Annotated in this window: 20 protein-coding genes and 1 pseudogene; 14 read left to right on the forward strand and 7 right to left on the reverse strand. The window is 70.9% G+C overall.

What is annotated here, in order from left to right; all coding sequences use genetic code 11:
• Positions 1-12: 12 nt before the first annotated feature.
• Both GWK16_RS19470 and speB read right to left on the reverse strand, forming a co-directional pair.
• Positions 13-1,227 (reverse strand): type III PLP-dependent enzyme domain-containing protein, encoded by a 1,215-nt coding sequence (locus GWK16_RS19470; protein WP_170055640.1) that lies wholly within the window; start codon positions 1,225-1,227, stop codon positions 13-15.
• Positions 1,228-1,803: 576 nt separating this feature from the next.
• Positions 1,804-2,700, reverse strand: a complete 897-nt coding sequence (gene speB, locus GWK16_RS19475) for an agmatinase (protein WP_170055641.1) — start codon at positions 2,698-2,700, stop codon at positions 1,804-1,806.
• Positions 2,701-2,766: 66 nt separating this feature from the next.
• On the opposite strand from speB, the gene GWK16_RS19480 reads away from it, so the two are divergent.
• The 4 genes from GWK16_RS19480 to GWK16_RS19495 all read left to right on the forward strand — a co-directional run bounded on the left by GWK16_RS19480 (position 2,767) and on the right by GWK16_RS19495 (position 7,121).
• On the forward strand, positions 2,767-3,945 hold the full coding sequence (locus tag GWK16_RS19480) for a pyridoxal phosphate-dependent aminotransferase (RefSeq protein WP_170055642.1): 1,179 nt from the start codon (positions 2,767-2,769) through the stop codon (positions 3,943-3,945).
• 65 nt (positions 3,946-4,010) lie between these two features.
• A complete protein-coding gene (locus GWK16_RS19485) occupies positions 4,011-4,205 on the forward strand; it encodes a hypothetical protein (RefSeq protein WP_170055643.1) in 195 nt (64 codons plus the stop codon).
• Entirely contained in the window at positions 4,202-5,587 is a 1,386-nt protein-coding gene (locus GWK16_RS19490) for an amidase (protein WP_170055644.1), read from the forward strand. Before GWK16_RS19485 ends, GWK16_RS19490 begins: the two co-directional genes overlap by 4 nt.
• Positions 5,588-5,732: 145 nt before the next feature.
• Positions 5,733-7,121, forward strand: a complete 1,389-nt coding sequence (locus GWK16_RS19495; RefSeq protein WP_170055645.1) for a GDSL-type esterase/lipase family protein — start codon at positions 5,733-5,735, stop codon at positions 7,119-7,121.
• A 33-nt stretch (positions 7,122-7,154) separates the two neighbouring features.
• On the opposite strand, the gene GWK16_RS19500 is transcribed toward GWK16_RS19495, so the two are convergent.
• Positions 7,155-7,961, reverse strand: coding sequence for an RMD1 family protein (locus tag GWK16_RS19500; RefSeq protein WP_170055646.1), 807 nt, complete (start codon positions 7,959-7,961; stop codon positions 7,155-7,157).
• A 132-nt stretch (positions 7,962-8,093) separates the two neighbouring features.
• On the opposite strand from GWK16_RS19500, the gene GWK16_RS19505 reads away from it, so the two are divergent.
• The gene (locus tag GWK16_RS19505) at positions 8,094-10,472 is read left to right on the forward strand and encodes a recombinase (protein ID WP_170055647.1); all 2,379 of its coding nucleotides are present in this window, start codon (positions 8,094-8,096) and stop codon (positions 10,470-10,472) included.
• A gap of 4 nt (positions 10,473-10,476) precedes the next feature.
• On the opposite strand, the gene GWK16_RS19510 is transcribed toward GWK16_RS19505, so the two are convergent.
• Together GWK16_RS19510 and GWK16_RS19515 are read right to left on the reverse strand one after the other, a co-directional pair.
• Positions 10,477-11,262 (reverse strand): nucleoside-diphosphate kinase, encoded by a 786-nt coding sequence (locus tag GWK16_RS19510; RefSeq protein WP_170055648.1) that lies wholly within the window; start codon positions 11,260-11,262, stop codon positions 10,477-10,479.
• 1 nt (position 11,263) lies between these two features.
• On the reverse strand, positions 11,264-12,133 hold the full coding sequence (locus GWK16_RS19515) for a sterol desaturase family protein (RefSeq protein ID WP_248291506.1): 870 nt from the start codon (positions 12,131-12,133) through the stop codon (positions 11,264-11,266).
• Between GWK16_RS19515 and GWK16_RS19520 the strand changes: the two genes are divergently transcribed.
• Positions 12,132-12,731 (forward strand): HupE/UreJ family protein, encoded by a 600-nt coding sequence (locus GWK16_RS19520; protein ID WP_170055649.1) that lies wholly within the window; start codon positions 12,132-12,134, stop codon positions 12,729-12,731. The genes GWK16_RS19515 and GWK16_RS19520 overlap by 2 nt on opposite strands.
• A gap of 3 nt (positions 12,732-12,734) precedes the next feature.
• On the opposite strand, the gene GWK16_RS19525 is transcribed toward GWK16_RS19520, so the two are convergent.
• On the reverse strand, positions 12,735-13,940 hold the full coding sequence (locus GWK16_RS19525) for an MFS transporter (RefSeq protein ID WP_170055650.1): 1,206 nt from the start codon (positions 13,938-13,940) through the stop codon (positions 12,735-12,737).
• A gap of 95 nt (positions 13,941-14,035) precedes the next feature.
• Here GWK16_RS19525 and GWK16_RS19530 point away from each other — a divergent pair, with 95 nt between their 5' ends.
• Genes GWK16_RS19530 through GWK16_RS19540 form a run of 3 tightly spaced genes read left to right on the forward strand, consistent with a single transcriptional unit; the run spans position 14,036 to position 16,012 of the window.
• Positions 14,036-14,494 (forward strand): MaoC family dehydratase, encoded by a 459-nt coding sequence (locus tag GWK16_RS19530; protein WP_170055651.1) that lies wholly within the window; start codon positions 14,036-14,038, stop codon positions 14,492-14,494.
• Positions 14,495-14,513: 19 nt separating this feature from the next.
• Positions 14,514-15,224: a metal-dependent hydrolase gene (locus tag GWK16_RS19535; RefSeq protein WP_170055652.1), complete on the forward strand. Its 711-nt coding sequence runs from the start codon at positions 14,514-14,516 to the stop codon at positions 15,222-15,224.
• Positions 15,221-16,012, forward strand: coding sequence for an enoyl-CoA hydratase/isomerase family protein (locus GWK16_RS19540; protein ID WP_338144518.1), 792 nt, complete (start codon positions 15,221-15,223; stop codon positions 16,010-16,012). Before GWK16_RS19535 ends, GWK16_RS19540 begins: the two co-directional genes overlap by 4 nt.
• Before the next feature lie 610 nt (positions 16,013-16,622).
• Here GWK16_RS19540 and GWK16_RS25365 read toward each other — a convergent pair.
• A pseudogene (locus tag GWK16_RS25365) lies at positions 16,623-17,666 on the reverse strand (serine hydrolase domain-containing protein); the annotation flags it as partial.
• A 63-nt stretch (positions 17,667-17,729) separates the two neighbouring features.
• Between GWK16_RS25365 and GWK16_RS19550 the strand changes: the two are divergent.
• From GWK16_RS19550 to GWK16_RS19570, 5 genes are read left to right on the forward strand one after another with little or no spacing between them, the layout of a single operon-like run.
• Positions 17,730-19,358 carry a thiamine pyrophosphate-requiring protein gene (locus GWK16_RS19550; protein ID WP_170055653.1) on the forward strand — a complete coding sequence of 543 codons (1,629 nt, stop codon included), beginning with the start codon at positions 17,730-17,732 and terminating at the stop codon, positions 19,356-19,358.
• 57 nt (positions 19,359-19,415) lie between these two features.
• Entirely contained in the window at positions 19,416-20,462 is a 1,047-nt protein-coding gene (locus GWK16_RS19555; RefSeq protein WP_170055654.1) for an ABC transporter ATP-binding protein, read from the forward strand.
• Between the two features lie 32 nt (positions 20,463-20,494).
• A complete protein-coding gene (locus GWK16_RS19560) occupies positions 20,495-21,835 on the forward strand; it encodes an ABC transporter substrate-binding protein (RefSeq protein ID WP_170055655.1) in 1,341 nt (446 codons plus the stop codon).
• A 57-nt stretch (positions 21,836-21,892) separates the two neighbouring features.
• Positions 21,893-22,846, forward strand: coding sequence for a carbohydrate ABC transporter permease (locus tag GWK16_RS19565; RefSeq protein WP_170055656.1), 954 nt, complete (start codon positions 21,893-21,895; stop codon positions 22,844-22,846).
• A 13-nt stretch (positions 22,847-22,859) separates the two neighbouring features.
• Positions 22,860-23,762 carry a carbohydrate ABC transporter permease gene (locus tag GWK16_RS19570; protein ID WP_170055657.1) on the forward strand — a complete coding sequence of 301 codons (903 nt, stop codon included), beginning with the start codon at positions 22,860-22,862 and terminating at the stop codon, positions 23,760-23,762.
• Positions 23,763-23,774: the final 12 nt, after the last annotated feature.

A 23,774-nucleotide genomic window follows, 5' to 3' on the forward strand; every position in this document is an offset into this window, starting at 1 on the left:
ATCCCCTGAGGATCAGGCGGCGCGCGCCGCGGCGGCTTCATAGCCCGGCGTGGCGAGCATGGGCGAATCGGTCACTTCCGTGACAAGCGCATGATCGAAGCCATTGAAGGCGGTGCGCAGCGCGGTGCCATAGGCGCCGAGCTGGCCGACCTCGATCCAGTCGCCTTCCCGCACATCGGCGGGCAGCATCCACGGGCCGCGCATCACGTCGGCGCTGTCGCAGGTCGGGCCGAACAGCGTGAAGGCGCGCGTGACCTCGGACGCCGCGCCGTCGAGGCGCAGCAGGCGGTGCGGGAAGCGGAAGCCGGGCGCGCCGGCATCCGACAGCGCGCCATAGACCCCGTCGTTCACGTAGAGCGCATCGCCGCGCCGGCACTGCACCTGCACGACGACCGAGGCGCCGCCCGCGACCAGCGCGCGACCGGGCTCGGCCCAGAGGCGCACGCCTTCGGGCAGCAGCGCCGCGCCGGCGCGGATCGCCTCCATGAAGGCGGCGAGCGGAGGCGGCTCGCTGCCGGGATAGGCGACCGGGAAGCCGCCGCCGACATCGACGATCTCGACCGCCACGCCCGCCGCCCCGATCACCTCGGCCGCGAGTGCGAGCGCGCGCGTCCAGGCCGCGGGATCGAGGCACTGCGAGCCGACATGGAAGGACAGGCCGAGCCGCGCGGCATGCGGGCGTGCAGCGCGCAGCAGGGCGGCCGCTTCCTCCGGCGCCGCGCCGAACTTGCCCGAGAGGTCATAGGCCGCGCTGCCCTTCGGCAGCGCGAGGCGCACCACCAGGCCGCGATCCTGCGACCCGGTCTCCTCCAGGATCTTGGTCAGCTCGGAATCGGTATCCAGCACGAAGTCGCGCACGCCGAACTGCGTCCAGGCGGCGCGGATGGCCGCGCGGGATTTCACCGGATGCATGAAGTGGATCTCGGCATCGGGGAACATGCTGCGCACGACACGCACCTCGGCTTCCGAGGCGCAGTCGAAATGCGCGACACCTCCGGCCGCGACGGCGCGCAGCATGGTCGGCTCGGCGTTGCACTTCACGGCGTAGAGCACGTCGCCCGGAAAGGCCGCGACGAAGGCGCGCGCGGCCGCCGTCACGGCCTGCGGGCGCAGGCAGTGCAGCGGCGCCTCGGGGCGCAGCGCGGCGACGGCCGCATCCACGGTGGTGGCGCGGGCGGCGGGACGGCGGAGCGGCGCGACGGCGCCGCGGGGGCGAAACTGGGTCATCGCATCGGGACTTTCAGGGCAAGAAGGGCGCCCGCCGCCGCGCCGCAGGGCCAATCACGGCCGGGCGCGGCGGCGGGGAATGAGGAAGCCTGCCGGGCCATCCGCCGCGCGACGCCCCGCAACCCCCTCGGCGCCTGGGCGCTTAGGGACGGGACGGCGGCGCGGCGCTGCCGATCAGGCGCTGCGTCTGATGCGATGAGACCTCATCGCAAGGCGGCGGACAGGCGACACAGGCGGCTCCCTCGAACCTTCCGGCCCACGCTCATGGCCGGATCGAACAAAGGACGCGTCCCGTCGTTGCTTGTGGCGCGTTGTCGCGGGAACGGGCCGGTGCCGCCCCCATCAACGCTGCCTCGCGGCACGTGCGATGGCGTCAGCGCCCCGTATTGGGCGCGGCCCGGGAAATATGCGGCCGAGCCCCCCATTTCAAGTGAATTCCTGCGGAACGATCATGCGCAGGGCGCATATCGGCCGGAGAGGGCAGCGGGGTGGCCGGAAAGTCTCCGGCGAAAGGGCGCGACCCCTCGCGGGGGCCAGGGGACTGTCGTCGCCTGGAGGGGAGCAAAGCCCCCTCGGTCAGGCGCGCGACGCCTGCAGGCAGAGGTACTCCCACCCGATCGTCGCCGCGGCGAGCGCGGTGATCTCCGCCACGTCATAGGCCGGCGCGACCTCGACCACATCCGCGCCGCGGAAGTCGATGCCACCCAGCCGCCGCAGGATCCCCTGCGCCTGCCAGGTCGCGAGGCCGCCGATCTCGGGCGTGCCGGTCCCGGGCGCGAAAGCGGGGTCGAGCCCGTCGATGTCGAAGGACAGGTAGGCCGGGCCGTCGCCCACCGCCTCGCGGATGCGCGCGGCGATCGCCGCGGGCGTGCTCTCGTGCACCTCCTGCGCCGGGACGATCGTCACGCCCTGGCCGCGGGTCCAGTCGTACATCTCGGGCCAGGCGGGCGCGCGGATGCCCACCTGGATCATGCGCTTGGGCGCGATCAGCCCCTCGGTGATGGCGTGCCAGAACACCGAGCCGTGGGCGAAGCGCTGGCCGAAATTGTCCTCCGACGTGTCGAGATGCGCGTCGATATGCACCAGGCCCACCGGCCCGCCGAGGCGCTTCGTCAGCGCCCGCAGCAGCGGCAGCGTCACGCCGTGCTCGCCGCCGAAGGCAAGCAGGTGGTTCAGCCCCGCCGCCTGCTGCTCGATCAGCCGCAGGCTTTCGGGAATGTCGCCCAGCGCGATCTCGAACTCGCCGAGGTCCGAGAGGTCCAGCGCCGTCGGATCGACGCCGCTGTCGGGGTGGCGCCCGTCGGTCAGCATGCGCGCGGCGGCGCGAATGGCGCGCGGCCCGTCCCGCGTGCCGGCGCGGTTGGTCGTGCCGATGTCGAGCGGCACGCCGGCGATGCAGAAGGCGGCACCCCGGTCGTCCGGACGGGCGCCGAGATAGGCATGGGGGGCGGCGAAGGTGACGGGCACGGGCATGGTCCGACCTAAGCCCGCCGCCGCTGCCCCTGTCCAGGACCTGCGCGCTTCGGCTATCCCCCGGCCATGACGTTGCACCCGACCGGCCCGCGCGCCGCCCTCGATGCCATCCCCGGCTCCCTGATCCGGGAGGTCTCGGAAGCCGGGCGGAACATCCCGGGCCTGATCCGGCTCTTCTTCGGCGAGCCGGACACCGTCACGCCCGATTTCATCCGGGAAGCGGCGAAGGCCGCGCTCGATGCCGGGCACACCTTCTACGCGCCGAACCCCGGCATCGCGCCGCTGCGCGAGGCGATCTCGCGCTACCTCACGCGCAACCGCCGCACGGTGGGGCCTGAGCGGATCGCGGTGACGGCCTCGGGCGTGAATGCGCTGATGCTGGTGGCGCAGGCGCTGCTCTCGCCGGGCGACCGGGTGGTGATCCCGATGCCGGCCTGGCCGAACATGGACGGAATCGCGCGGGTCATGGGCGCCGAGGTCACGCCGCTGCCGATCCGCATCGCCAACGGGGTGTGGCGCGTCGACCTCGATGAACTTTTGGCGACGGTCACGCCCGGCACGCGGCTGCTCTTCCTCAACAGCCCCGGCAACCCCACCGGCTGGACGCTGACGGCCGCGGAACAGCGCGCGATCCTGGATCATTGCCGCAAGACCGGGACCTGGATCCTGGCCGACGACGTCTATGAACGGCTGTATTTCGCGGGCGACGCGGCGCCGTCCTTCCTCGGGATCGCGACGGCGGAGGACCGCGTCGTCTCGGTGAATTCCTTCAGCAAGTCCTGGTCGATGACGGGCTGGCGGCTGGGCTGGATCGTCGCGCCGCCGGCGCTGATGGACAGCCTCGCGAAGCTCAACGAGTTCAACATGTCCTCGGCGCCGACCTTCGTGCAGCACGCGGGGGTGGTGGCCCTCGACCAGGGCGACGCCTTCATCGGCGAGACCCAGGCGCGCTACCGCGCCTGCCGGGACCTCGCACTCGGCATCCTCGGCGCCGTGCCGGGCGTGACGGCGCCGCGGCCGGACGGGGCGATGTACCTGTTCCTCAAGGTCGATGGCTGCACCGACAGCTTGGCATTGGCGAAAGACCTGCTGACGACGGCGGGCGTCGGCCTGGCCCCCGGCGCGGCCTTCGGGCCGGGCGGGGAGGGGCATCTGCGCCTGTGCTTCGCGCAGAGCGAGGATCGTCTGCGCACCGCCTGCACGAAGGTTGCGCAGGCCCTGTCCGCCCGCGCGGCGAAGGGCTGACGCGCGGGATTGACCTTCGCGGCCAGGGGCGCAGCATCCGCGGCCTGCCGAAGGAGCACGCCGCAATGCCCGAGCCCATGGACAAGCCCCAGTTCGACGCGCTGATGGCGCGCCACGGCCTTCCGCTGACGGAAGCCGAGAAGGAAGCCATCCGCGCCGTCTCCGGCCACATCCTCGCCATGGGGGAGCGCGTGCGCACCCCGCGCGAATGCTTCGCCGAAATGGCCGTGACCTTCGCCCCGAAGGGGTCCGCGCGATGATCCCGACGATCGCCGAAGCGGCGAAGCGCATCGCCGCGAAGGAACTCTCGCCGGTCGAGCTGACGAAGGACCGCCTGGCCAAGGCGCAGGCGGTGAACGCCGAGATCCACGCCTTCATCCGCTTCACGCCCGAGATCGCGCTGGAGCAGGCCAAGGCCGCCGAGGCGCGGCAGATGGCCGGGACGCTGAAGGGGCCGCTCGACGGCATCCCGATCGGCCACAAGGATATCTACGAGACCGCCGGCGTGCCGACCACCGGCCATTCCCGCGTGCTCGAGAACCATGTGCCCAAGCAGGATTCCGCCGCCGTGCGCGCCTGGGCGGATGCCGGCGCGGTCATGCTGGGCAAGCTCGCGACGCACGAATTCGCCTGGGGCGGGCCGTCCTTCGACCTGCCTTGGCCACCGGCACGGAATCCCTGGGACACGGCGCGCTTCACCTCCGGCTCCTCCTCGGGGACGGGGGCCGCGGTCGCTGCGGGCGTCATCCTCGGCGGCACCGGGTCGGACACCGGCGGGTCGATCCGCGGGCCGGCGGCGCTGTGCGGCACGGCCGGGATCAAGCCGACCTACGGCCTGTGCTCGCGCGTCGGCGTGCTGCCGCTGTCGCACAGCCTCGACACGGTCGGGCCGCTCGCCTGGACGGTCGAGGATTGCGCGCTGCTGCTCGATGCGCTGACGGGCTACGACCCGGCGGATGCCTCCTCGGCCAACCGGCCGAAGCCCGACCTGCTCTCGGGGCTGAACGGTGGGGTGCGCGGGCTGCGCATCGGCGTCATCCGGCATTTCCACGAGAGCGACTGGCCGGTCAGCCCCGGCGTCGCGGCGGGCATCCAGCATGTCGCCGAAACGCTCGAAGGCCTCGGCGCGACGGTGGAGGAGGTGCGCCTCCCGCCGCTGCAGGATTTCAACGCGGCGGGCTGGCTGATCCTCGCCGCCGATGCCTTCGCGGTTCACGAGCCGTGGCTGCGCACGAAGTATCGCGAGTATGGCGAGATCCTGCGCGAACGCCTGGCCCTCGCCGGCACCATCTCGGCCGCCGACTACCTGCAGGCGCAGCGGCGGCGGCGGGAGCTGTGCGACGCGGTGGCGAAGGCGATGGAGGGCTGCGACCTGCTGCTGACCGCGGCCCAGCCCTCGGAGGCGCCGCCGATCACCGTGCCGGGCAAGTGGACTTCCTTCGAGGTCGCCAACTTCACCATCCCCTTCAATCTGACGGGCCAGCCGGCACTGACCGTCTGCGCCGGCTTCGGCGAGCACGGCCTGCCGGTCGGGGCGCAGCTCATTGGCCGGCCCTTCGAGGATGCGACGGTGCTGCGCGCCGGCCATGCCTATGAGCAGGCGACCACCTGGCGGTCGCGCCGGCCGGCGATGGCGGCCTGATCCCAGACGCGGGGTGCGGCTGCGCGGGCGCGGGTCGGACCGCGCTCGCGTCGTCGTGCCCCGGCGACCTCTTGCCGGGCGCTGTGCGACGGGTTCACGCTTTCCGTCCCGGCGCAGCGGATGCCGGCCATGGAGGACAACGACCATGACAGGTGTCGGCCGGCGCCCGTTCCTGCAGGCGCCCCTTGCCCTTGCGCTCCTCGCCTCGCCAGCCGCCGCCCAGGATCGCCCCCGCCGAGGGCCGTCACGCGACGGTGCCTGGGCCTGCGCCTGGGCCGCGTCGGCCCACGGACCCTATCCGTCCGGCAATCCGTCGGCGCAGCCGGACCAGTCCTTCGCCTTCCCGTCCGCAGCCGACGGTGCGCGCGACCAGACGCTGCGCCTGATGGTGCGGCCCGACATCTGGGGGCCGGCGGCGCGGCTGCGCTTCTCCAACGCCTTCGGCACGCGGCCGCTGGTGATCGACGGCGTCTTCGCCGGCCTGCAGGGCATGGGCGGGAACGTCGCTCGCGGCACCAACCGGCCCGTCACCTTCAGCGGCGGCAGGAGCGTCACCATCCCGCCGGGGCAGACGGCCTGGAGCGACGCGGTGGACCTGCCCTTCGTGCGGGGGCCGGGCGATCCGCGGCTCGAGGGCCGGCGCCTCGCCGTCAGCCTGCATGTGCCGGGCCCGACCGGGCCGATGACCTGGCACGCCAAGTCGCTGACCACGAGCTACGTCACCCCGCCCGGCGGCGGGTCCAAGGGCGAGGAGGACAGCGATGTCGCCTTCCCCTTCACCACCGCGTCCTGGTTCTTCCTCGACATGGTGGACATGCGGGCGATGCCGGGCACCCAGGTCGTGGTCTGCTTCGGGGATTCCATCACGGACGGCACCAACACCACGATGAACGGGGACGACCGCTGGCCGGACGGGCTGTCGCGCCGGCTGCATGCGCGCTTCGGGCATCGCGTGGCCGTGGTGAATGCCGGCATCGGCGGCAACCAGGTCGTCGGCCCCCCGCAATACACGCCGGCCAATCCCATACCGGGCGGGCCGTCGGCGCTGTCGCGGCTCGACCGCGACGTGCTGCAGGCCTCCGGCGTGCGGACGGTGATCTGGATGGAAGGCATCAACGACCTCGGCACCGCCAATGCGACGGCCGAACAGGTGATCGAGGGCCTGCGCGAGGGCGTGCGCCGCCTGCGCGAGCGCAACATCCGCGTCGTCGGTGCGACGCTGACCACGGCGCTCGGCTACACCGGCGGACACGGCACGCCGCAGGTGGACGAACGGCGTCGCGCCATCAATGCCTGGATCCGGGCGCCGGGGAATTTCGACGCGGTCGCGGATTTCGACGCGGTGACGATCGATGCCGCGACAGGCGGGCTGAAGCCGCAATTCATCCCGAACAGCACGGTGGGCGGCGCGGGCGACCGGCTGCATCCCAACCGCGCCGGCCTGTTGGCGATGGCCGAAAGCGTGCCGATCGACGCGCTCGGACTCGGGGCGCCGATGCCCGGTCCGGGGCCGCATCCGCGCCGGCGGGGCTGACCGGATCGAGGGCGGGTCCGGCGGCCCGCCCTCTCAGCGGAGCAGCGGCTTCACCACGTATTCCCACAGGGTGAAGACCACCTCGATCCCGACCAGCACCACCACGGCGATCTCGAGCCCGAGCGCGCGGCGGCCGTGCAGCAGGGTGAGCACGCCTTCCGTCGTGTCCCCGATCAGCGCGAGCTTGCGGTCGAGCGCGGCGGAACGCTCCTTCAGCTCGTACTCGTCGGCGAGGCGCGCATGCAGGCGTTCGAGGCCCGGATGGTCCCACAGGATCTCGGGCTTCTCCTCCGCCTCGACGCGGGCGGTGGTGCGGCTGCGGGCCGACAGGGCATGGCCGATCTGACGCTGCAGCGCGCGGGAGGAGGCGGCGAGGCGTCCCTCCTTCCGCAAGGTCGTGACGATCGGTTCGAGCCGGTCGAGCGCCTCGGTCAGCAGCACTTCCTGATGGGCGAGGGCCGCGCTCTTCGCCAGCGCGTCCGCCACCACGGCCAGGCGCGGGACCGAGAGGTCGCGCAGCCGGATCGCGCCGTCCGGATCGACGCCGTCCTGCTCCGCGCCCGTCAGGATCGCGGCCGCTTCCTCGACCGGCTTCGCGAGCGGGTTGGTCAGCCGGGGGCGCAGCATCTCGACGACCGCGGCTTCCTGCGCGGCGGTCGCGCCGATGAACACCACCGCGCCCCAGCGGAAGGCGAAGGCGGTGAAGCCCTCGGGCGTCGCGAGCGGCACCGGGTCCGCGGCCGGCGCGCCCTCGCGCGGCAGGCCCCGGTGGTCGAGGCGCTCGCCGAGCAGCAGGGCGCGGGCGCGGACGGCGGGGGCGTCGGACGGCGGTTCGGTCATGGCGCTCAGCCTGTGCGGTCCGCACCCGGCCTGTCCATCGTCGGCTGTCTCCGAGATGTGGTGTGAATCCCACCCCCCGGCCCCCTATATTGGGTGGGTCGCCGGCGCCGACCGCCGGCGGCGGAGGAGTGGATGGACGGTTTCACCCCCGCCCCGTCATCCGGGCCGCCCGGCGCATCCTTCGGGGAGGCCCCGCTGCCCGGTCGGGCCTTCGACCCCGGCATGGGGCTCGCGGTCGCCCGGCGAACCATCCTGCGCGCCGAGGATGGCGAGGATGTCGGCCGCGTCGCGGACCGCGTGGCGGCCGGCAACCTCGGCTTGCTCGGCCGCGCGCCCACGGCTGCGGACTGCGCGGAGCAGGCGCGGCTGCGCAACGCCATCGCGACCGGGGCGCTGATCACCTCGGGACGCCACCTGCAGCATGGCGATGCGGGCCAGGCACGGCGGAACATGGAGGTCTTCACCAATTGCGCCACGGCGGGCGCGACCTTCACGAAGTTCTACCTGCTGCTGAACGGTGCCGGCGTCGGGCGCGCCTATGACGACGATCTCTGCCCCGTCGATTGGGCCGAGGCGCCGGAGGTGCATCTCTACCTCGCGCCGTCGCACCCCGACTGGCCCAAGGACCGCGCCGCGCTGCATCGGTTCGGCGTGGAGTTCGGCCTGCTGCGCTGGGGCATGGGCCCCGAGGCCTTCGGCGCCGCCGAAGAGGCCGACGTCCGGGCCTTCCTCGCGCGGGAGTTGGTGCACGACCCCGCGCGCGTTCCCGCGGACGCCGTCCGGCACCGCATCGCCGACACCCGGGAAGGCTGGGCCAAGGCGGTCGAGATCCTGGAGGGCATGGCCTTTCGCCGCGAGCGGGGGCGGGCGTTGCTGCTCGACCTCTCGGCCGTCCGCCCGCTCGGCGAGCCGATCAAGGGCATGCAGGGGCGCCCGGCCTCCGGGCCGCTGTCCCTGTTGCGTGCCTTCATCAACCTGCGGCGGGACGTGATCGAAGCCTCCCGCGACCGGGACCCCGAAGCCGAGGCGATGCGGCCCTGGGAACAGGCGCTGCGGGCCGATCACATCCTGTCGACCGAGGTGCAGGTCGGCGGCGCGCGGCGCGCGGCGCGCATGGCGACCAAGTCCTGGCGCGATTCCGGCGCGCTGCGCTTCGTGCGGCTGAAGGCGGAAGGCGGGCTCTGGACGGCGAACCATTCGCTGATGGTCGATGCCGAGTTCTGGGAGCGCCTCGGGCGCAGCGACGAGGAACCGCTGACCCGCCAGGGCCGCGCGCTGTTCGCCGCGGCCACCGCCTGCGCCTATGTCAACGGCGAGCCGGGCTTCATCAACGGCGACCGGCTGGAGGACGCCCGGACCGGCTTCGCGCGGCAGAAGCCGGCGACCGCCGAGGCCGGGTCCTCCCGCTACCGCGTCGAGGAGGGCGCGGACCTGCTCGCCGAGGTCGCCCGCCGCGCGGCATCGACGCATTTCCCGGTCACGACCAACCCCTGCGGCGAGGTCGTGCTGCATGTCACCGGCGGCTATTGCGTCATCTCGGATTTCGCGCCGCTGCTCGCCTGTCCGGTGCCGCTGGACGACCTCGTGCCCGGCGCGGTGCCGGAGGAGATTGCGCGCGCCTGGGATGCGCGGGTGGAGGATGCGGTGCGCCTCGGCGTGCGGTTTCTCATCCGCGTGAACCGGATGGATGCGCTCTATGGCGCCGAGGTCGCGCGCACCAACCGCATCGGCATCGGACCGACCGGGCTGCACGAATGGGCCTGGGCGCGCTTCGGCCTCGCCTTCCGCGACCTGATCGACGAGGCGCGGTCGAAGCCCTTCTGGGACGCGCTGGCGCGCCTGTCGGCGGCGGCGAAGGAGGAAGCGAGTTCCTACGCCGCGAGCCTCGGCATGGCGCCGCCGGCGACGGTCACCACCATCAAGCCGGCGGGGACCACCAGCAAGCTGTTCGGCCTGACCGAGGGCGCGCACCTGCCCGCGCGGCGGCAATACCTGCGCTGGGTGCAGTTCCGCGGCGGGCCGGAGGGCGATCCGCTGATCGCCGACTACGCCGCGCGCGGCTATCCGACGCGCGACCTCGAGACCTTTCCCGGCGTGACCATCGTCGGCTTCCCGACCCTGCCGTTGATCCAGCGCCTCGGCATCGGGGATCGGCTGGTGACGGCGCCCGAGGCGAGCCCGGAGGCGCAGTATCACTGGCTGATGCTGCTCGAGCGCCATTGGATCGGTGCAGAGCGGGGCAACCAGGTCTCCTACACCTTGAAGATCGCGACCGATCGCGTCGGGCTCGAGGATTTCCGCGCCCTGCTGCGCGATCACCAGCCGCATCTGCGCTGCTGCGCCGTGCTGCCGAGCCGGCCGGACCGCGACCTCGGCTACGAATACCTGCCCGAGGAGGAGGTGGACGAGGCGCGATTCCGCGCCATCGTGGCCGGCATCCGCGACCCGGGCTTCGCCGAGGCGGTGGACCTCGCACGGCTGCAATGCGAGGCCGGGGTCTGTCCGATCTGATCGGTCAGCGCGCGACGATGTCGACGATCATGCGGTGGCGCGCGAGGGCGTCGCGGACCGCTTCCATGGCGCCGCGGCTGCCGGTGGCGATGATGGCGCGGCCGGCGACCTCCGCCTGCAGGTAAAGCCGCACGCAGGTCTCGAAGTCGCAGCCGGGCAAGGTGTCGAACAATAGCGACAGGCCCAGATCGATGCTGTTCGGGTCGCCTGGCCGGAGTTCCGCGCGCCAGGGCGCCCCAGCGCCGTCGGGCAAGTAGCGGAAGACGCCCGCCCAGCCGCCCGCGACGCGATCCGCCCAGATCGCGGCGGCGATGCGCTCGATCTCGGCATCCGGAATGGCGAGCGCCGCACCGCTGCGTCCGCGCTTGGTCCAGTCGGGCCAGCTCCGGTCGGGCAGGGCGGTCGCGCCGCCGAACAGCCAGGCGCGGTTCGCCGCGCGTTCCTGCGCGTCCGCCGGCGCGTGGATCGCGTTCTCGATGGCGCAGACCTCGACGGTGCTGCGGATCTCCGCCTTCACGGCGGCGCAGCGGGCGGGCGCGTCCTCGCCGCCGAGCAGCAGCGCCTCGGACGGGCCGCTGGTCATGTAGTGGCGATAGAGCGCCGACATGACCGGATGCGCGCCGCCGCCGAACATCGGCCAGATCGCGACGACATCCTCCGGTGACAGCTGCAGCACGCGCTGCGAAGCCACTGAAAGGCCGTGCCGCGCCAGCGCCGCGTCCAGTGCCGCACGCACCGCGTCCGGGGCGGCACCGTCCGGCTTCAGCAACAGCACACCTTCCGGGGTCATGTCAGTCCTTCAGCGGTTGCAGCAGCAACCGGTCGAGGCGCTGTTCGGGATCGGCGCGGAAGCCCTCGACGCCGATCACCATGCCGAGTTGTCCCTTCGCCGGTGCGGCGACATAGGTGCCGAAGATCCGGTCCCAGCAGGACAGGCAGAAGCCGAAATCGCTGTCCATCTCCGCGCGGATCTCGGAATGGTGGACGCGATGCATGTCGGGCGTGACCAGCACAAGGCGCAGCGGCCGGTCCAGCCAGGCGGGCACAGCGAGGTTCGCGTGGTTGAACAGCGAGGTCGCGTTCAGCAGCACCTCGAACACCAGCACCGCCTCGGCCGGCGCGCCGAGGGCCATCACCGCCGCCGCCTTGATGGCGAGGGAGAGCAGGATCTCGACCGGATGGAAGCGCAGGCCGGAGGAGGCATCGAGCTCAGGATCCGCGTGATGCACGCGGTGCAGCCGCCACAGCGCCGGCACGGCATGGAAAACGCGGTGCTGAAAGTAGATCAGCAGGTCGAGCAGCACGACCGACACAGGCCCCGCCACCCAGCCCGGCACGCCGAGCCAGCGAAAGAGCCCGATCCCTTGGGCCTCGGCCCAGAGCGCGACGCCGACGGCCCCCGCCGGCGCGACCACGCGCAGCAGCACCGAGGCGACCGCCACCAGCCCGAGGTTGGACGGCCAGCGCCGCCAGGCGAGCCGCTGCGGCCGGCGTGGGAAGGCGTGCTCCAGCACGGCCATCGCCGTCAGCACGCCGAGGAAGGCGCCAAGCCGGATGAGAGGTTCCTGCGCGAGCATCGGCCGCAGATGTAGCGCGATCGGCCACCCCTTGCAGGGGCCGCCCGCAGGGGCGAGCATCGCGGGAAGAAGGAGACCTCTCATGAAGCGCCTCGTTGCCCTGCTCGCGCTCGCGCCCCTGCCGGCTTTCGCGCACCACCCGATGGGCGGGACGACGCCTGCGACGCTGTGGGAGGGCTTCGCCTCCGGCATCGGGCATCCGGTGATCGGGCTCGACCATCTCGCCTTCCTGCTGGCAGCCGGCGTGCTGGCCGCGACCGTGCCGACCCGGCGCGGCATGCTGGCGATCCTTGCCTTCGTGGCGGGCGGATTCGCGGGCAGCCTGGCGCATGTCGCGGGCATCGGCTTCGGACCCGTGGAAGCCCTGGTCGCGCTGACCGTGGTGCTGGCGGGCCTCGCGCTGCTGCGCGGCGTGACCGGCGCGCTGCTGCCGGCGGCCTTTGCCGTCGCCGGCCTGGTGCACGGTCACGCATTCGCCGAGGCGATCATCGGCGCCGAGGCGACGCCCCTCGTGGCCTACCTCGCCGCGCTGGCGCTGATGCAGGTGGGCATCGGCGTCGTGGCGATGCTGGTCGCGCGGCGGATCGCGGCGGCGGGCCACACCGCGCAGATGCAGACGGCGGCGGGGCTCGCCGGGATCGCGATCGGCGCGGTGTTCCTCGGCGTCTCGATGGTCGGCTGAGGGTCAGCCCGCCCGCCCGAGGCGCCGCACCACGACGAAGCCGGCAAGGGTGATCACCGCGACATGGCCGAAGGCGAGGCCCCAGGCGAGGGGCCCGTCGCCGCCGGCCAGGTCCAGCACCACGCCGCAGATCAGCGGGCCGGCGAAGCCGCCGGCATAGCCCGCCATGGAATGCAGCCCCATGGTCGCGCCGCGCAGCGCGGGGTCCGCCGCCTGCACCGTGCCCGCGGTCAGCGCCGAGCTGTCGAGGTAGATCATCGCATTCCACAGCAGCACGCAGGCGAGGGCGAGCAGCGGCGCTCCGCCCGCGGTGAAGCCCGTCACGGCGGACAGCGCCGCACCGCCCAGCATCGCGACGCCGACGATGCGCGCCCGGCCGAAGCGGACCGAGGCCTCGTTGCCGAAGATCGAGATGACGTTGCCGACCAGGCCGGCGGCGGTGAACAGCACCGTCGGCGCCGGCAGCCATGCGGGCGCGGCCTGGATGGCGAAGGAGGCCGCGAGGAAGGTCACCGCCCAGGCCCGCAACACCGCGAGTTCCAGCGTATGGACCGTGTAGCCCGCGATCCAGGCGAGCGCGCGCCGGTTGCGCAGCACCGGACGGAAGTCGAGCAGCGCCCCGCCGCCCGTGCGCCGCGGCGGAAGCGTATCCGGCAGGATCGCCAGCGCGATGACGAAGGCGCCCGTGGCGCAGAGGCCGCCGAACAGGAACGCGGCCTCCGGCCCCGCCAGCCCGTCGAGGATGCCTGCGAGCAGGAAGGAGAAGGACCCCGCGAAGCCGACCCCGGCCGCATGCCAGGAGACGGCGCGCGTCTGCGCCGTGCCCGTCAGCGGATCGGCGATCGCCTTGAGCCCCGGCATGTAGGCCCCGGCCCAGCCGATGCCTGCCAGCGCCCGGAAGGCGAGCCCGCTCCAGAAGCCGTCCGCGAGCAGTGCGAAGCCGAGATGCGCGAGCGCCGTCGCGCCCGTGCCGACCAGGTAGATCCGCCGCGACGGCACGCGGTCGGTCAGCGCCAGCAGCACCGGCACGGCCGGGACATAGGCCGCGAAGAAAACGCCGATCAGCCAGCCAGCCTCGGTGCCCGACAGCGCCCAGCGATCCATGTAGGTCGGCAGCAGCGCGGGCAGGGTGAAGGCGCCGATCTGCGTCAGCACCTGCGCGGCCACCATGGCGGCGACGAAGCGGGAAGTGCCGGGACTGAGCGCCATGGCGCAACCGTAGGGCGACCCCGCCTCTCCCGGAAGCGGGGTTGATCGGGGCGGCCCGCCGCCCGACACTCCGCGCCCCAATCCAGGAGGTACGCATGCGCGTGGTGGAGACGCCGGAGGCGCTGAAGGCGCTGATCGGCCAGGAACTCGGCGTCGGCGAGTGGCTCGAGGTGACCCAGGAGATGATCGACCGCTTCGCCGAGGTCACCGGCGACCACCAGTGGATCCATGTCGATGTCGAGCGCGCGAAGAAGGAGATGCCCGGCGGCAAGACCATCGCGCATGGCTATCTGCTGCTGTCGCTGCTGCCCAAGCTCGGCGGCGGCGTCTACAAGGTGTCCTGGCCGTCGCGCACGCTGAACTACGGGTCGGACAAGGTGCGCATCATCAACCCGGTGCAGGCCGGCGACCGCGTGCGGCTGCGCCAGGCCCTGGTCGGCGTCGATGACGGTGCCAACGGCACGCACCGCATCGTGGTGCGCCAGACCATGGAGATCGAGGGCAAGGACAAGCCCGCCCTGATCGCCGACACCATCCGCATGACCTTCCCCTGAGCGAAGGAGACCAACGACGATGAAGATCACCTGGTTCGGCCATTCCGCCTTCCGGCTGGAATTCGGCTCCTCGGTCGTGATGATCGACCCGTTCCTGACCGGCAATCCGACCTTCGGCGGCGATGCCGAGAAGGCGAGTGCCGGCGCGACGCATGTGCTGCTGACGCACGGGCATGGCGACCACATCGGCGACACGGTGGCGATCTGCAAGCGCACCGGCGCGAAGCTCGTCACCAACTACGACCTCGCGATGTATCTCGCGCGGCAGGGTGTCGAGAAGCTCGACCCGATGAACACGGGCGGCACCACGGACCAGGGCGAGTTCTCGGTCTCGCTGACCATCGCCTTCCATTCCTCGTCCGAGATCGACGCGAATGGCGTGTCGCAGTGCCTCGGCCTGCCGAACGGCATCGTGGTGACGCCCAAGGACACCGCGGAACCGGTCGTCTACCACATGGGCGACACCGACGTGTTCTCGGACATGGCGCTGATCGACGAGCTGTATCGCCCCGCCGTCGCGATGGTGCCGGTCGGCGACCGCTTCACCATGGGCCCGCGCAGCGCGGCGCTGGCGCTGAAGCGCTTCCTGCCGAGCGTGCGCACCGCCATCCCCTGCCATTACGCGACCTTCGGCCTGCTGCTGCCGGATGCCTCGGGCTTCGTGGCGGCGATGGACGGCGCCAATGCGCGCGTCCTGGTGCCCGAGAAGGGCGTGGCCTTCACGCCGTGAGCGCACTGCCAGGGCTCGAGGACCTTTCGGTCCTCCGCGTCGAGGTCGCCGAGGGCGTCGCGACGGTCACCATCGACCGCCCGCCGGTCAATGCGCAGAACGGCGTGTTCCGCGACGAGATCACGCGCGTCTTCGACGTGCTGCACGAATCCGAGGAGGTGCGCGCCATCGTCCTGACCGGGGCGGGCAAGACGTTCTCGGCCGGGGCGGATCTGCGCGACCGGCCGGATGCGGCGAAGCGCGGCGCCTTTCCGCGCCACAGCCGCGGCGTGCGCGCGGGCTTCGACTGCGTGATGGAATGCGGCAAGCCGGTGATCGCCGCGGTGAACGGGGCGGCGATCGGCGCGGGCTGCGTGCTGGCGCTGGTCTGCGACATCATCCTGGTCGCCGAGGATGCCTTCATGTCCATGACGGAGGTGGAGGTCGGCCTCGCCGGCGGGGTGCAGCACGTGCTGCGGCATTTCGGCCAGTCGGATGCGCGGATGTTCCTCTACACCGCGCGGCGGCTGTCGGGCGTCGAGCTGCACCGGATGCGCGTTGCCTCTGGCTGCTATCCGAAGGCGGAACTTCTGGCGGTGGCGCAGGCCATGGCGAAGGACATCGCGGGCAAGGCGCCGCTCGCCGTCGCCGCGATGAAGCGGGCCTTCACGCTGTGCGAGTACATGCCGCTGCACGAGGGCTACCGCTTCGAGCAGACGCAGACAGCCGCACTCGCGAAGACCGAGGACACGAAGGAGGCGCTGGCCGCCTTCGCGGAGAAGCGCAAGCCGGTCTTCCGGGGGCGCTGACGTCGCGGTTCAGCCGCGGCGCGAAGACCAGCCCGCGCGCCCGCGCGCCGTTCGCCTCGATGCTGCCATCGGGGCGGCGGCGCAATTCGGCCCAGGTGTCGGCGAGCGCACCGGGGATGTGCAGGCGGAATCGCTCCGGCGCGATGGCCTCGAGCCGCCAGGGGCCGGCCACGGCGTGGGGGCCGCGCACGATGACCTGGTGCGCAGCATCGATCTCCCACTCGGTATCGAGCTCGGCGCAGGCGTAGCGTCCGGGCAGGTCCCCGGGCAGGGCGACCGCATCGGGCGCGCGGCGATACAGGCGCCGCACGCCGGCGTCCTCCTCGACTTCGAGGCCGTCCGCGACCTGGCGCAGCGTGAAACAGAAGACGCCGCGCCGCGCCGTCAGCGCGCCATCGGCGAGCGGCGCCAGCGCGAAGGGCACGCCGTGGCTGCGGACCTCCGGCACGCCGTCGGGGCGCAGTGTAAGGTCGAAAGAGGCCGTGTCGTCCTCCGCGATCCAGCGGCCGGTCATCGCTTCCAGTGCGTGGCGCGGCGGCAGCGGCGGTTCGGGCGCGAGGCGCGGTGTGCCGGCCAGTGCCGCATCGAGCGCCTGAAGCGCGATTGCCCCGGGATCGGCGCCGCCATGGTTGGTGATGACGATGACGGCGATCCGTTCGGCCGGCGCGCGCAGAAAGGCTGTCCTGTAGCCGGGCCAGAGGCCGCCATGGCCGATGGTAACAACGCCGCGATGCTCTGCCGCCTCGAGCCCGCGGGCATAGAGGTTCAGCGCGCCGTTCGTGAACGGCATGCGATGCTGCAGCGCGGCGACCAGGGCCGGTCCGCCGACGCGCCCCGTCTCGTAGTTCCGCGCCCATAGGGCGAGGTCCTCGACGCAGGAGACGAGGCCGCCCTCGCCGCCGAGGGCGAAGCCATGCGCGGCGCGCGCGTAGCCGCCCGCGGCCGGCAGGTAGCCGGTGGCGAGGCCCGGCACCACCTCGGTCGTGCGTGGCGTCAGCCGCGTCCGCGTCATGCCGAGGGGCGCGAAGATGCGCTTCTCGAGGAAGGCGCCGAGTGGCATGCCGGCGGCGCGCTCGACCGCGAGGCCGAGCAGGAAAAACGCTGCGTTGCTGTAGAGGAAACGGCTGCCCGGCGCGAAGTTCAGCGACCGTTGGCGGCAGATCGCGGCGAGCAGACCGGCCTCGCTGCACGGCATGGCGAGGTCGAGCCCGCCGAAGCGCAGCAGTTCCAGCATGTCGCGGATGCCGGAGGTGTTGCGCATCAGGTGATCGAGCGTGATGCGCGCGCCGAGATCCGGCAATTCGGGGATCAGCGCCGCGACGTCGTCCTCGGGCGAGAGCACGCCGTCCTCGGCGAGCAGCAGCGTCGCCGCGCAGGTGAACTGCTTCGTCACGGAGGCGATGCGGAAGGTCGTCGTGGCGTTGATCGGCACGCCATGCTCGATGTTCGCGAGCCCCGCGCTGCGATGCAGCACGAGCGCGCCGTCGCGCAGGATCCCGATGGTGCAGCCAGGCGATCCGGGGATTCCGAAGGGCGCGAGCAGCGCCTCCACCCGGCGTTCGAGGGCGAGGGCATCAAGGTCGCGCGCTGTCATGTTAAGCAGCCTGCCCTTCGCAAAGGCATGACACAAGCAGGGGGTTGCCGTCCCAGTCATGCGGTGTCTAGGCTGCCATAGCAGCCGGGCCCCTGAGAGCGCCGGCCATGAGGAAACGACGGAATGAAGCTGGGTGCGGCGATCGCCGAGATCATGAAGCGTGAGGGCATCGAGATCCTCACGGGCTACCCGGTGAATCACCTGATCGAGCACGCGGCGGCGATCGACATCCGTCCGATCATGGTGCGCCAGGAGCGTATCGGGCTGCACATGGCCGACGCGATCAGCCGCGTCACCTCCGGCCGCACCATCGGCGCGTTCTGCATGCAGCACGGCCCGGGATCCGAGAACGCCTACGGCGGCGTCGCGCAGTGCTATGGCGAGAGCATCCCGGTCCTGGTGCTGCCGATGGGCTATGCGCGGCGCCTCGCGCATGTCGACCCGAACTTCAATTCGTCGATCCAGATGCGCGGCATCACCAAATCCGCAGAGCCGATCACCTCGGCCGCCGAGTTGCCGAACATCCTGCGTCGCGCCTTCACCCGGCTCAGGAACGGCCGCGGCGGTCCCGTGCTGGTCGAGATCCCGACCGACATGTGGAACGAGGAGGTTCCTGAGCCGCTGAACTACACGCCGGTCATCGCGACGCGCTACGGGCCTGATCCGGCGGACGTGGCGCGTGCGGCCGAGGCCCTGGCGGCGGCGAAGCGGCCCGTCATCTACGCCGGCACCGGCGTGCATTGGGCGCGGGCCTGGCCGCAGCTGCGGCGGCTGGCGGAGCTGCTGGCGGCGCCGGTGACGACGAGCCTCGGCGGCAAGTCCGCCTTCCCCGAGGATCATCCGCTCGCGCTTGGGTCCGGCGGACTCGCCATCCCGAAGCCGGTGCGGCATTTCCTCGACAATGCCGACCTGATCCTCGGCATCGGCTGTTCGTTCACGGAGACGAATTTCGGCGTGAAGATGCCGGCGGGGAAGAAGATCATCCACGCCACGCTGGACCCCGACCATCTGAACAAGGATGTCGCCTGCGATATCGGCCTGGTGGGCGATGCGGCCCTGACGCTCGATGCGCTGATCGCGGAACTCGAGGGCCGCGTGAAGGAAGCGCGCGACGCCGGCCCGGTGGCGAAGGAGATCCAGGGACATCGCGCCGAATGGCTTGCCGCCTGGGCGGCCAAGACCGACAGCGATGCGGAGCCGCTGAATCCCTATCGCGTGCTGCGCGACCTGTGGCGCACGGTCGATGTCGACAACACCATCATCACCCATGATGCGGGGTCGCCGCGCGACCAGCTCTCGCCCTTCTGGGTGGCGCGCACGCCGCTGTCCTATCTCGGTTGGGGCAAGACGACGCAGCTCGGCTATGGGCTTGGCCTTGCGATGGGGGCGAAGCTCGCCGCGCCGGACAAGCTGTGCATCAACGTCTGGGGCGATGCGGCGATCGGCTTCACCGGCATGGATTTCGAGACGGCGGTGCGCGAGCGCATCCCGATCCTGTCCATCCTGCTCAACAACTTTTCCATGGCGATCGAGCTGAAGGTGATGCCCGTCAGCACGGAGAAGTATCGCTCGACCGACATTTCCGGCGATTATGCCGCGATGGCCCGCGCCTTCGGGGGCTATGGCGAACGCGTGACGAAGGTCGCGGACATCGTGCCTGCGATCCGGCGCGGCATCGAGCAGACGAAGAACGGGACTCCGGCGCTGCTGGAGTTCATCACGTCGAAGGAAACCGCCGTGTCCCGTCTGTAGGTCAAGGACGCGGCCACGAGGCGGGGGGAACCCGCCCGGGACACCCAGGGAGGCTGAATGGCGACGGTCGATATCCGCGACGTGCGGAAGGCGTTTGGCAGCACGCAGATCCTGCACGGGGTCAGCGTGGGCATCGAGGACGGGCAGTTCGTGGTCCTCGTCGGACCGTCGGGGTGCGGGAAGTCGACGCTGCTGCGGATGCTCGCGGGGCTCGAGAACATCACGGGCGGCGAGATCGCGATCGGCGGGCGGGTGGTGAACAACGTCCCGCCCAAGGACCGCGACATCGCCATGGTGTTCCAGAACTACGCGCTCTATCCGCACATGACCGTGTTCCAGAACATGGCCTTCTCCATGAAGCTCGCGGGCGCACCGAAGGAGGTGATGGAGCGGGAGGTGCAGAAGGCCGCGAAGATCCTCGGCCTCGAGCAGCTGCTGCATCGCTTCCCGCGCCAGCTCTCGGGCGGCCAGCGCCAGCGTGTCGCGATGGGCCGCGCCATCGTGCGCAACCCGCAGGTCTTCCTGTTCGACGAGCCGCTGTCCAACCTCGACGCCAAGCTGCGCGTGCAGATGCGCTCCGAGATCAAGGAGCTGCACCAACGCCTCAAGGTTACGACGGTCTACGTCACCCACGACCAGATCGAGGCCATGACCATGGCCGACCTGATCGTCGTGATGAACCATGGCCGCATCGAGCAGGCCGGCGCGCCGCTCGAGCTCTATGACCGTCCGGCGAATACCTTCGTCGCGGGATTCATCGGGTCGCCGGCGATGAACATGATGGAAGGACGCATCGAGGGCGGCGCCTTCCGGGGACCCGGCGGCGTGGCCTGGCCGCTGCCGCCGGGCGCGCCGGCCTCGGGCGAGGTGATCTACGGCATCCGGCCGGAGCATCTGCGCCTCGACCCGAATGGCCTGCCCGCTTCCGTGCATGTCATCGAGCCCACGGGTTCGGAGACGCAGGTCGTGATGCATCTGGGCGATGCGTCCGTCATCGGCGCCTTCCGTGAACGCATCACGGCGCGCCCCGGGGAGACCCTGCCGGTCAGCCCCGACACCTCGCTGGTTCATCTCTTCGACAAGGGAACCGGCCAGCGCATCTAGAGTTGGGGCAACACCGACCAGGGAGAGGAAACATGGCGAACATCATCACGCGGCGCAGCATCCTGGGGGCGGGGGCGGGCATGGCTACGCTCGCGGCCGGCGGCGGCGCCTACGCGCAGTCGCGCGTGCAGGCCGCCTCCGGCGTCTCGGCGCCGAACCTGCCGATCGAAAGCGGCGCGACGCTGCGCATGCTGCGTCCCGTCCGCTTCGTCGCGCCGGATGAGGAAGTGTTCCGCGCCAACTGCGCCCGCTTCACCCAGCAGACCGGTGTGCAGGTGCGCGTCGACTTCGTGGGCTGGGAGGATATCAATCAGCAGACGGCGGTGACGGCGAACACCGGCGCCGGGCCGGACGTCATCATCGGCTTCGGCGATGCGCCGCACATCTATGTCGACAAGCTGGTCGAGGTCTCCGACATCGCCGAATACGTCGGCCGCAAGTACGGCGGCTGGATGTTCGTGGGCGAGAAGTACGGCAAGCGGCACGGCACCAACAACTGGATCGGCCTGCCCTTCGGCGGCACCGCCGGCCCCCTGGTGTGGCGCAAATCCGCGGTCAACGCGGTTGGCTACCAGACGCCGCCGTCCGACCTGCCGGGCTTCCTCGAGATGTGCAAGAAGCTGCGCCAGGCCAACAAGCCTGCGGGCTTCGCGCTCGGCAACGCGGTCGGCGACGGCAACGGATTCGCCAACTGGCTGATGTGGTCGCACGGCGCGTCCATCACCGATGCCGAGGGTGCGGTCTCGGTCAACAGCCCGCAGACCCTGGCCGCGCTGAACTACCTGAAGGAGTTGTATCCGACCTTCGTGGACGGCGGCACGATCTCCTGGGGCGACATCAGCAACAACCAGGCCTATGCGGCGAACACGCTCTTCGTCACCTCGAACGGTGTGTCGCTCTACTTCGCGCTGAAGAACGATCCGGCGACGCGCGCCATCGCCGACGACACCGAGCATTCGGTGATGCCGCTCGGCGTGGCGAATTCCTGGCCGAGCGCGCCGCTCACGCTCAACGCCATGGTGTTCAAGCACAGCCGCTTCCCGAATGCGGCGAAGGCGCTGCTCGCCTTCCTGATGGAGCAGCCGCAGTACGAGCCGTGGCTCGACGCCAACCTCGGCTACTGGGCCCACCCGCTGAACGCGTACAAGGACAGCGCCGTGTGGACCAGCGATCCGAAGATCGCGATCTTCCGCGACAGCATGAACAACCAGTTCTGGAATGGCTACAAGGGGCCGATCACCGTCGCCTCCGGCCAGGCCAACGCCGAATACGTGTTGGTCCAGATGTTCGCCGCCGTCGCGTCGGGCCAGTCCACGCCCGAAGCCGCGATGCGCGAGGCCGATCGCCGCGCGCGTCGCATCTTCCGCCGCTGAACCGCGACCCCGGCGGCGCCCCGCGTGGCGCCGCCGGACCGCCACGGAGACCGCCCGATGTCCGCCACCGCCGCCGAAGGCTGGATCAGGAAGAACCAGGAGCAGAACTGGCTGACCCGTCTGCTCGACTGGAAGCCCTTCCTCGTCGTCATGTGCCTGTTGCCGGCGGTCGCGCTGCTGATGGTCTTCCTGACCTATCCGCTGGGCCTCGGCATCTGGCTGGCCTTCACCGACACCACCATCGGACGCAGCGGCGTCTGGGTCGGGCTCGAGAATTTCGAGTTCATGATGGAGGACCCGATCTTCTGGAACGCGGTCTTCTATTCCGTGTTCTACACGGCGGTGGCGACGGTCGGGAAGTTCGGGCTCGGCCTGTGGCTGGCGCTGCTGCTGAACAACCACCTGCCGTTCAAGTCCTTCCTGCGCGCGATCATCCTGCTGCCCTGGATCGTTCCGACGGTGCTGACGGCGATCGCCTTCTGGTGGATCTACAACCCGCAGTTCTCGATCATCTCCTGGGTGTTCATCGAGCTCGGGCTGCGCGACAGCAACATCGACTTCATCAACACCGCCTGGCCGGCACGCTGGTCGCTGATCGGCGCCAATGTCTGGCGTGGCATTCCCTTCGTCGCGATCTCGCTGCTCGCGGGGCTGCAGACCATCTCGCCCTCGCTGTACGAGGCGGCGCTGCTCGACGGTTCCACGGGCTGGCAGCGCTTCCGCTACATCACCTTCCCGATGCTGCTGCCGATCCTGGCGATCGTGATGACCTTCAGCATCATCTTCACCTTCACCGACTTCCAGCTGGTCTACGCGATCACCCGCGGCGGTCCGGTGAACTCGACGCATCTGCTTGCGACGCTGGCGTTCCAGCGCGGTATCGCCGGCGGACAGCTGGGGGAGGGGGCGGCGATCGCCGTCTCGATGATCCCCTTCCTCGTCTTCGCGACGCTCTTCTCCTACTTCGCCCTCGCGCGCCGGAAGTGGCAGCAGGGCGAGTCCAACGACTGAGAAGGGGCCTGCCATGAGCGCCACCGCCGAAGCCCCGCCCGCCCCCAGCAGCGCCGCTGCGCCGCCCGAGACGCTGTCCTGGGACAGCAGGTCACGGCGCATGGTGACGATCTGGGTGCCGCTCGCCTGCTTCCTGCTGATCCTGCTCTTTCCCTTCTATTGGATGAGCATCACGGCCTTCAAACCGAATGCCGAGCTGTACGACTACAACACGCACAACCCGTTCTGGATCACCTCGCCGACGCTCGACCACATCCGGTTGCTGCTGTTCGGGACGTCCTATCCGCGCTGGTTGCTGACGACCATGACGGTCGCGATCTGCTCGACCGTGCTGTCGCTGATCGCCTCGACGCTCGCGGCCTATGCGATCCAGCGGCTGCGCTTCAAGGGCAGCCAGTATGTGGGGCTGGCGATCTACCTCGCCTACCTGGTACCGCCGTCCATCCTGTTCATCCCGCTGGCGACCGTGGTCTTCCAGCTCGGGCTGTTCGACAGCCCGATTGCCCTGATCCTGGTCTATCCGACCTTCCTCGTGCCCTTCTGCACCTGGCTGCTGATCGGCTACTTCAAGTCGATCCCCTTCGAGCTCGAGGAATGCGCGCTGATCGACGGCGCGACGCGGCTGCAGATCCTGCGCCAGATCACCCTGCCGCTCGCGGTGCCGGGCCTGATCAGCGCGGGCATCTTCTCCTTCACGCTGTCGTGGAACGAGTTCATCTACGCGCTCGCCTTCATCCAGAGCAGCGAGCGCAAGACGGTGCCGGTCGCGATCCTGACCGAGCTCGTCACCGGCGACGTCTACCAGTGGGGCGCGCTGATGGCCGGATCGCTGCTCGGCTCCCTGCCGGTCGCGATCTTCTATTCCTTCTTCGTCGACTACTACGTCTCCTCCCTCACCGGCGCGGTGAAGGAATGAGGCGCCTTTCCT

The organism is Neoroseomonas marina (assembly GCF_012927745.1).
Lineage (GTDB): Bacteria > Pseudomonadota > Alphaproteobacteria > Acetobacterales > Acetobacteraceae > Neoroseomonas > Neoroseomonas marina.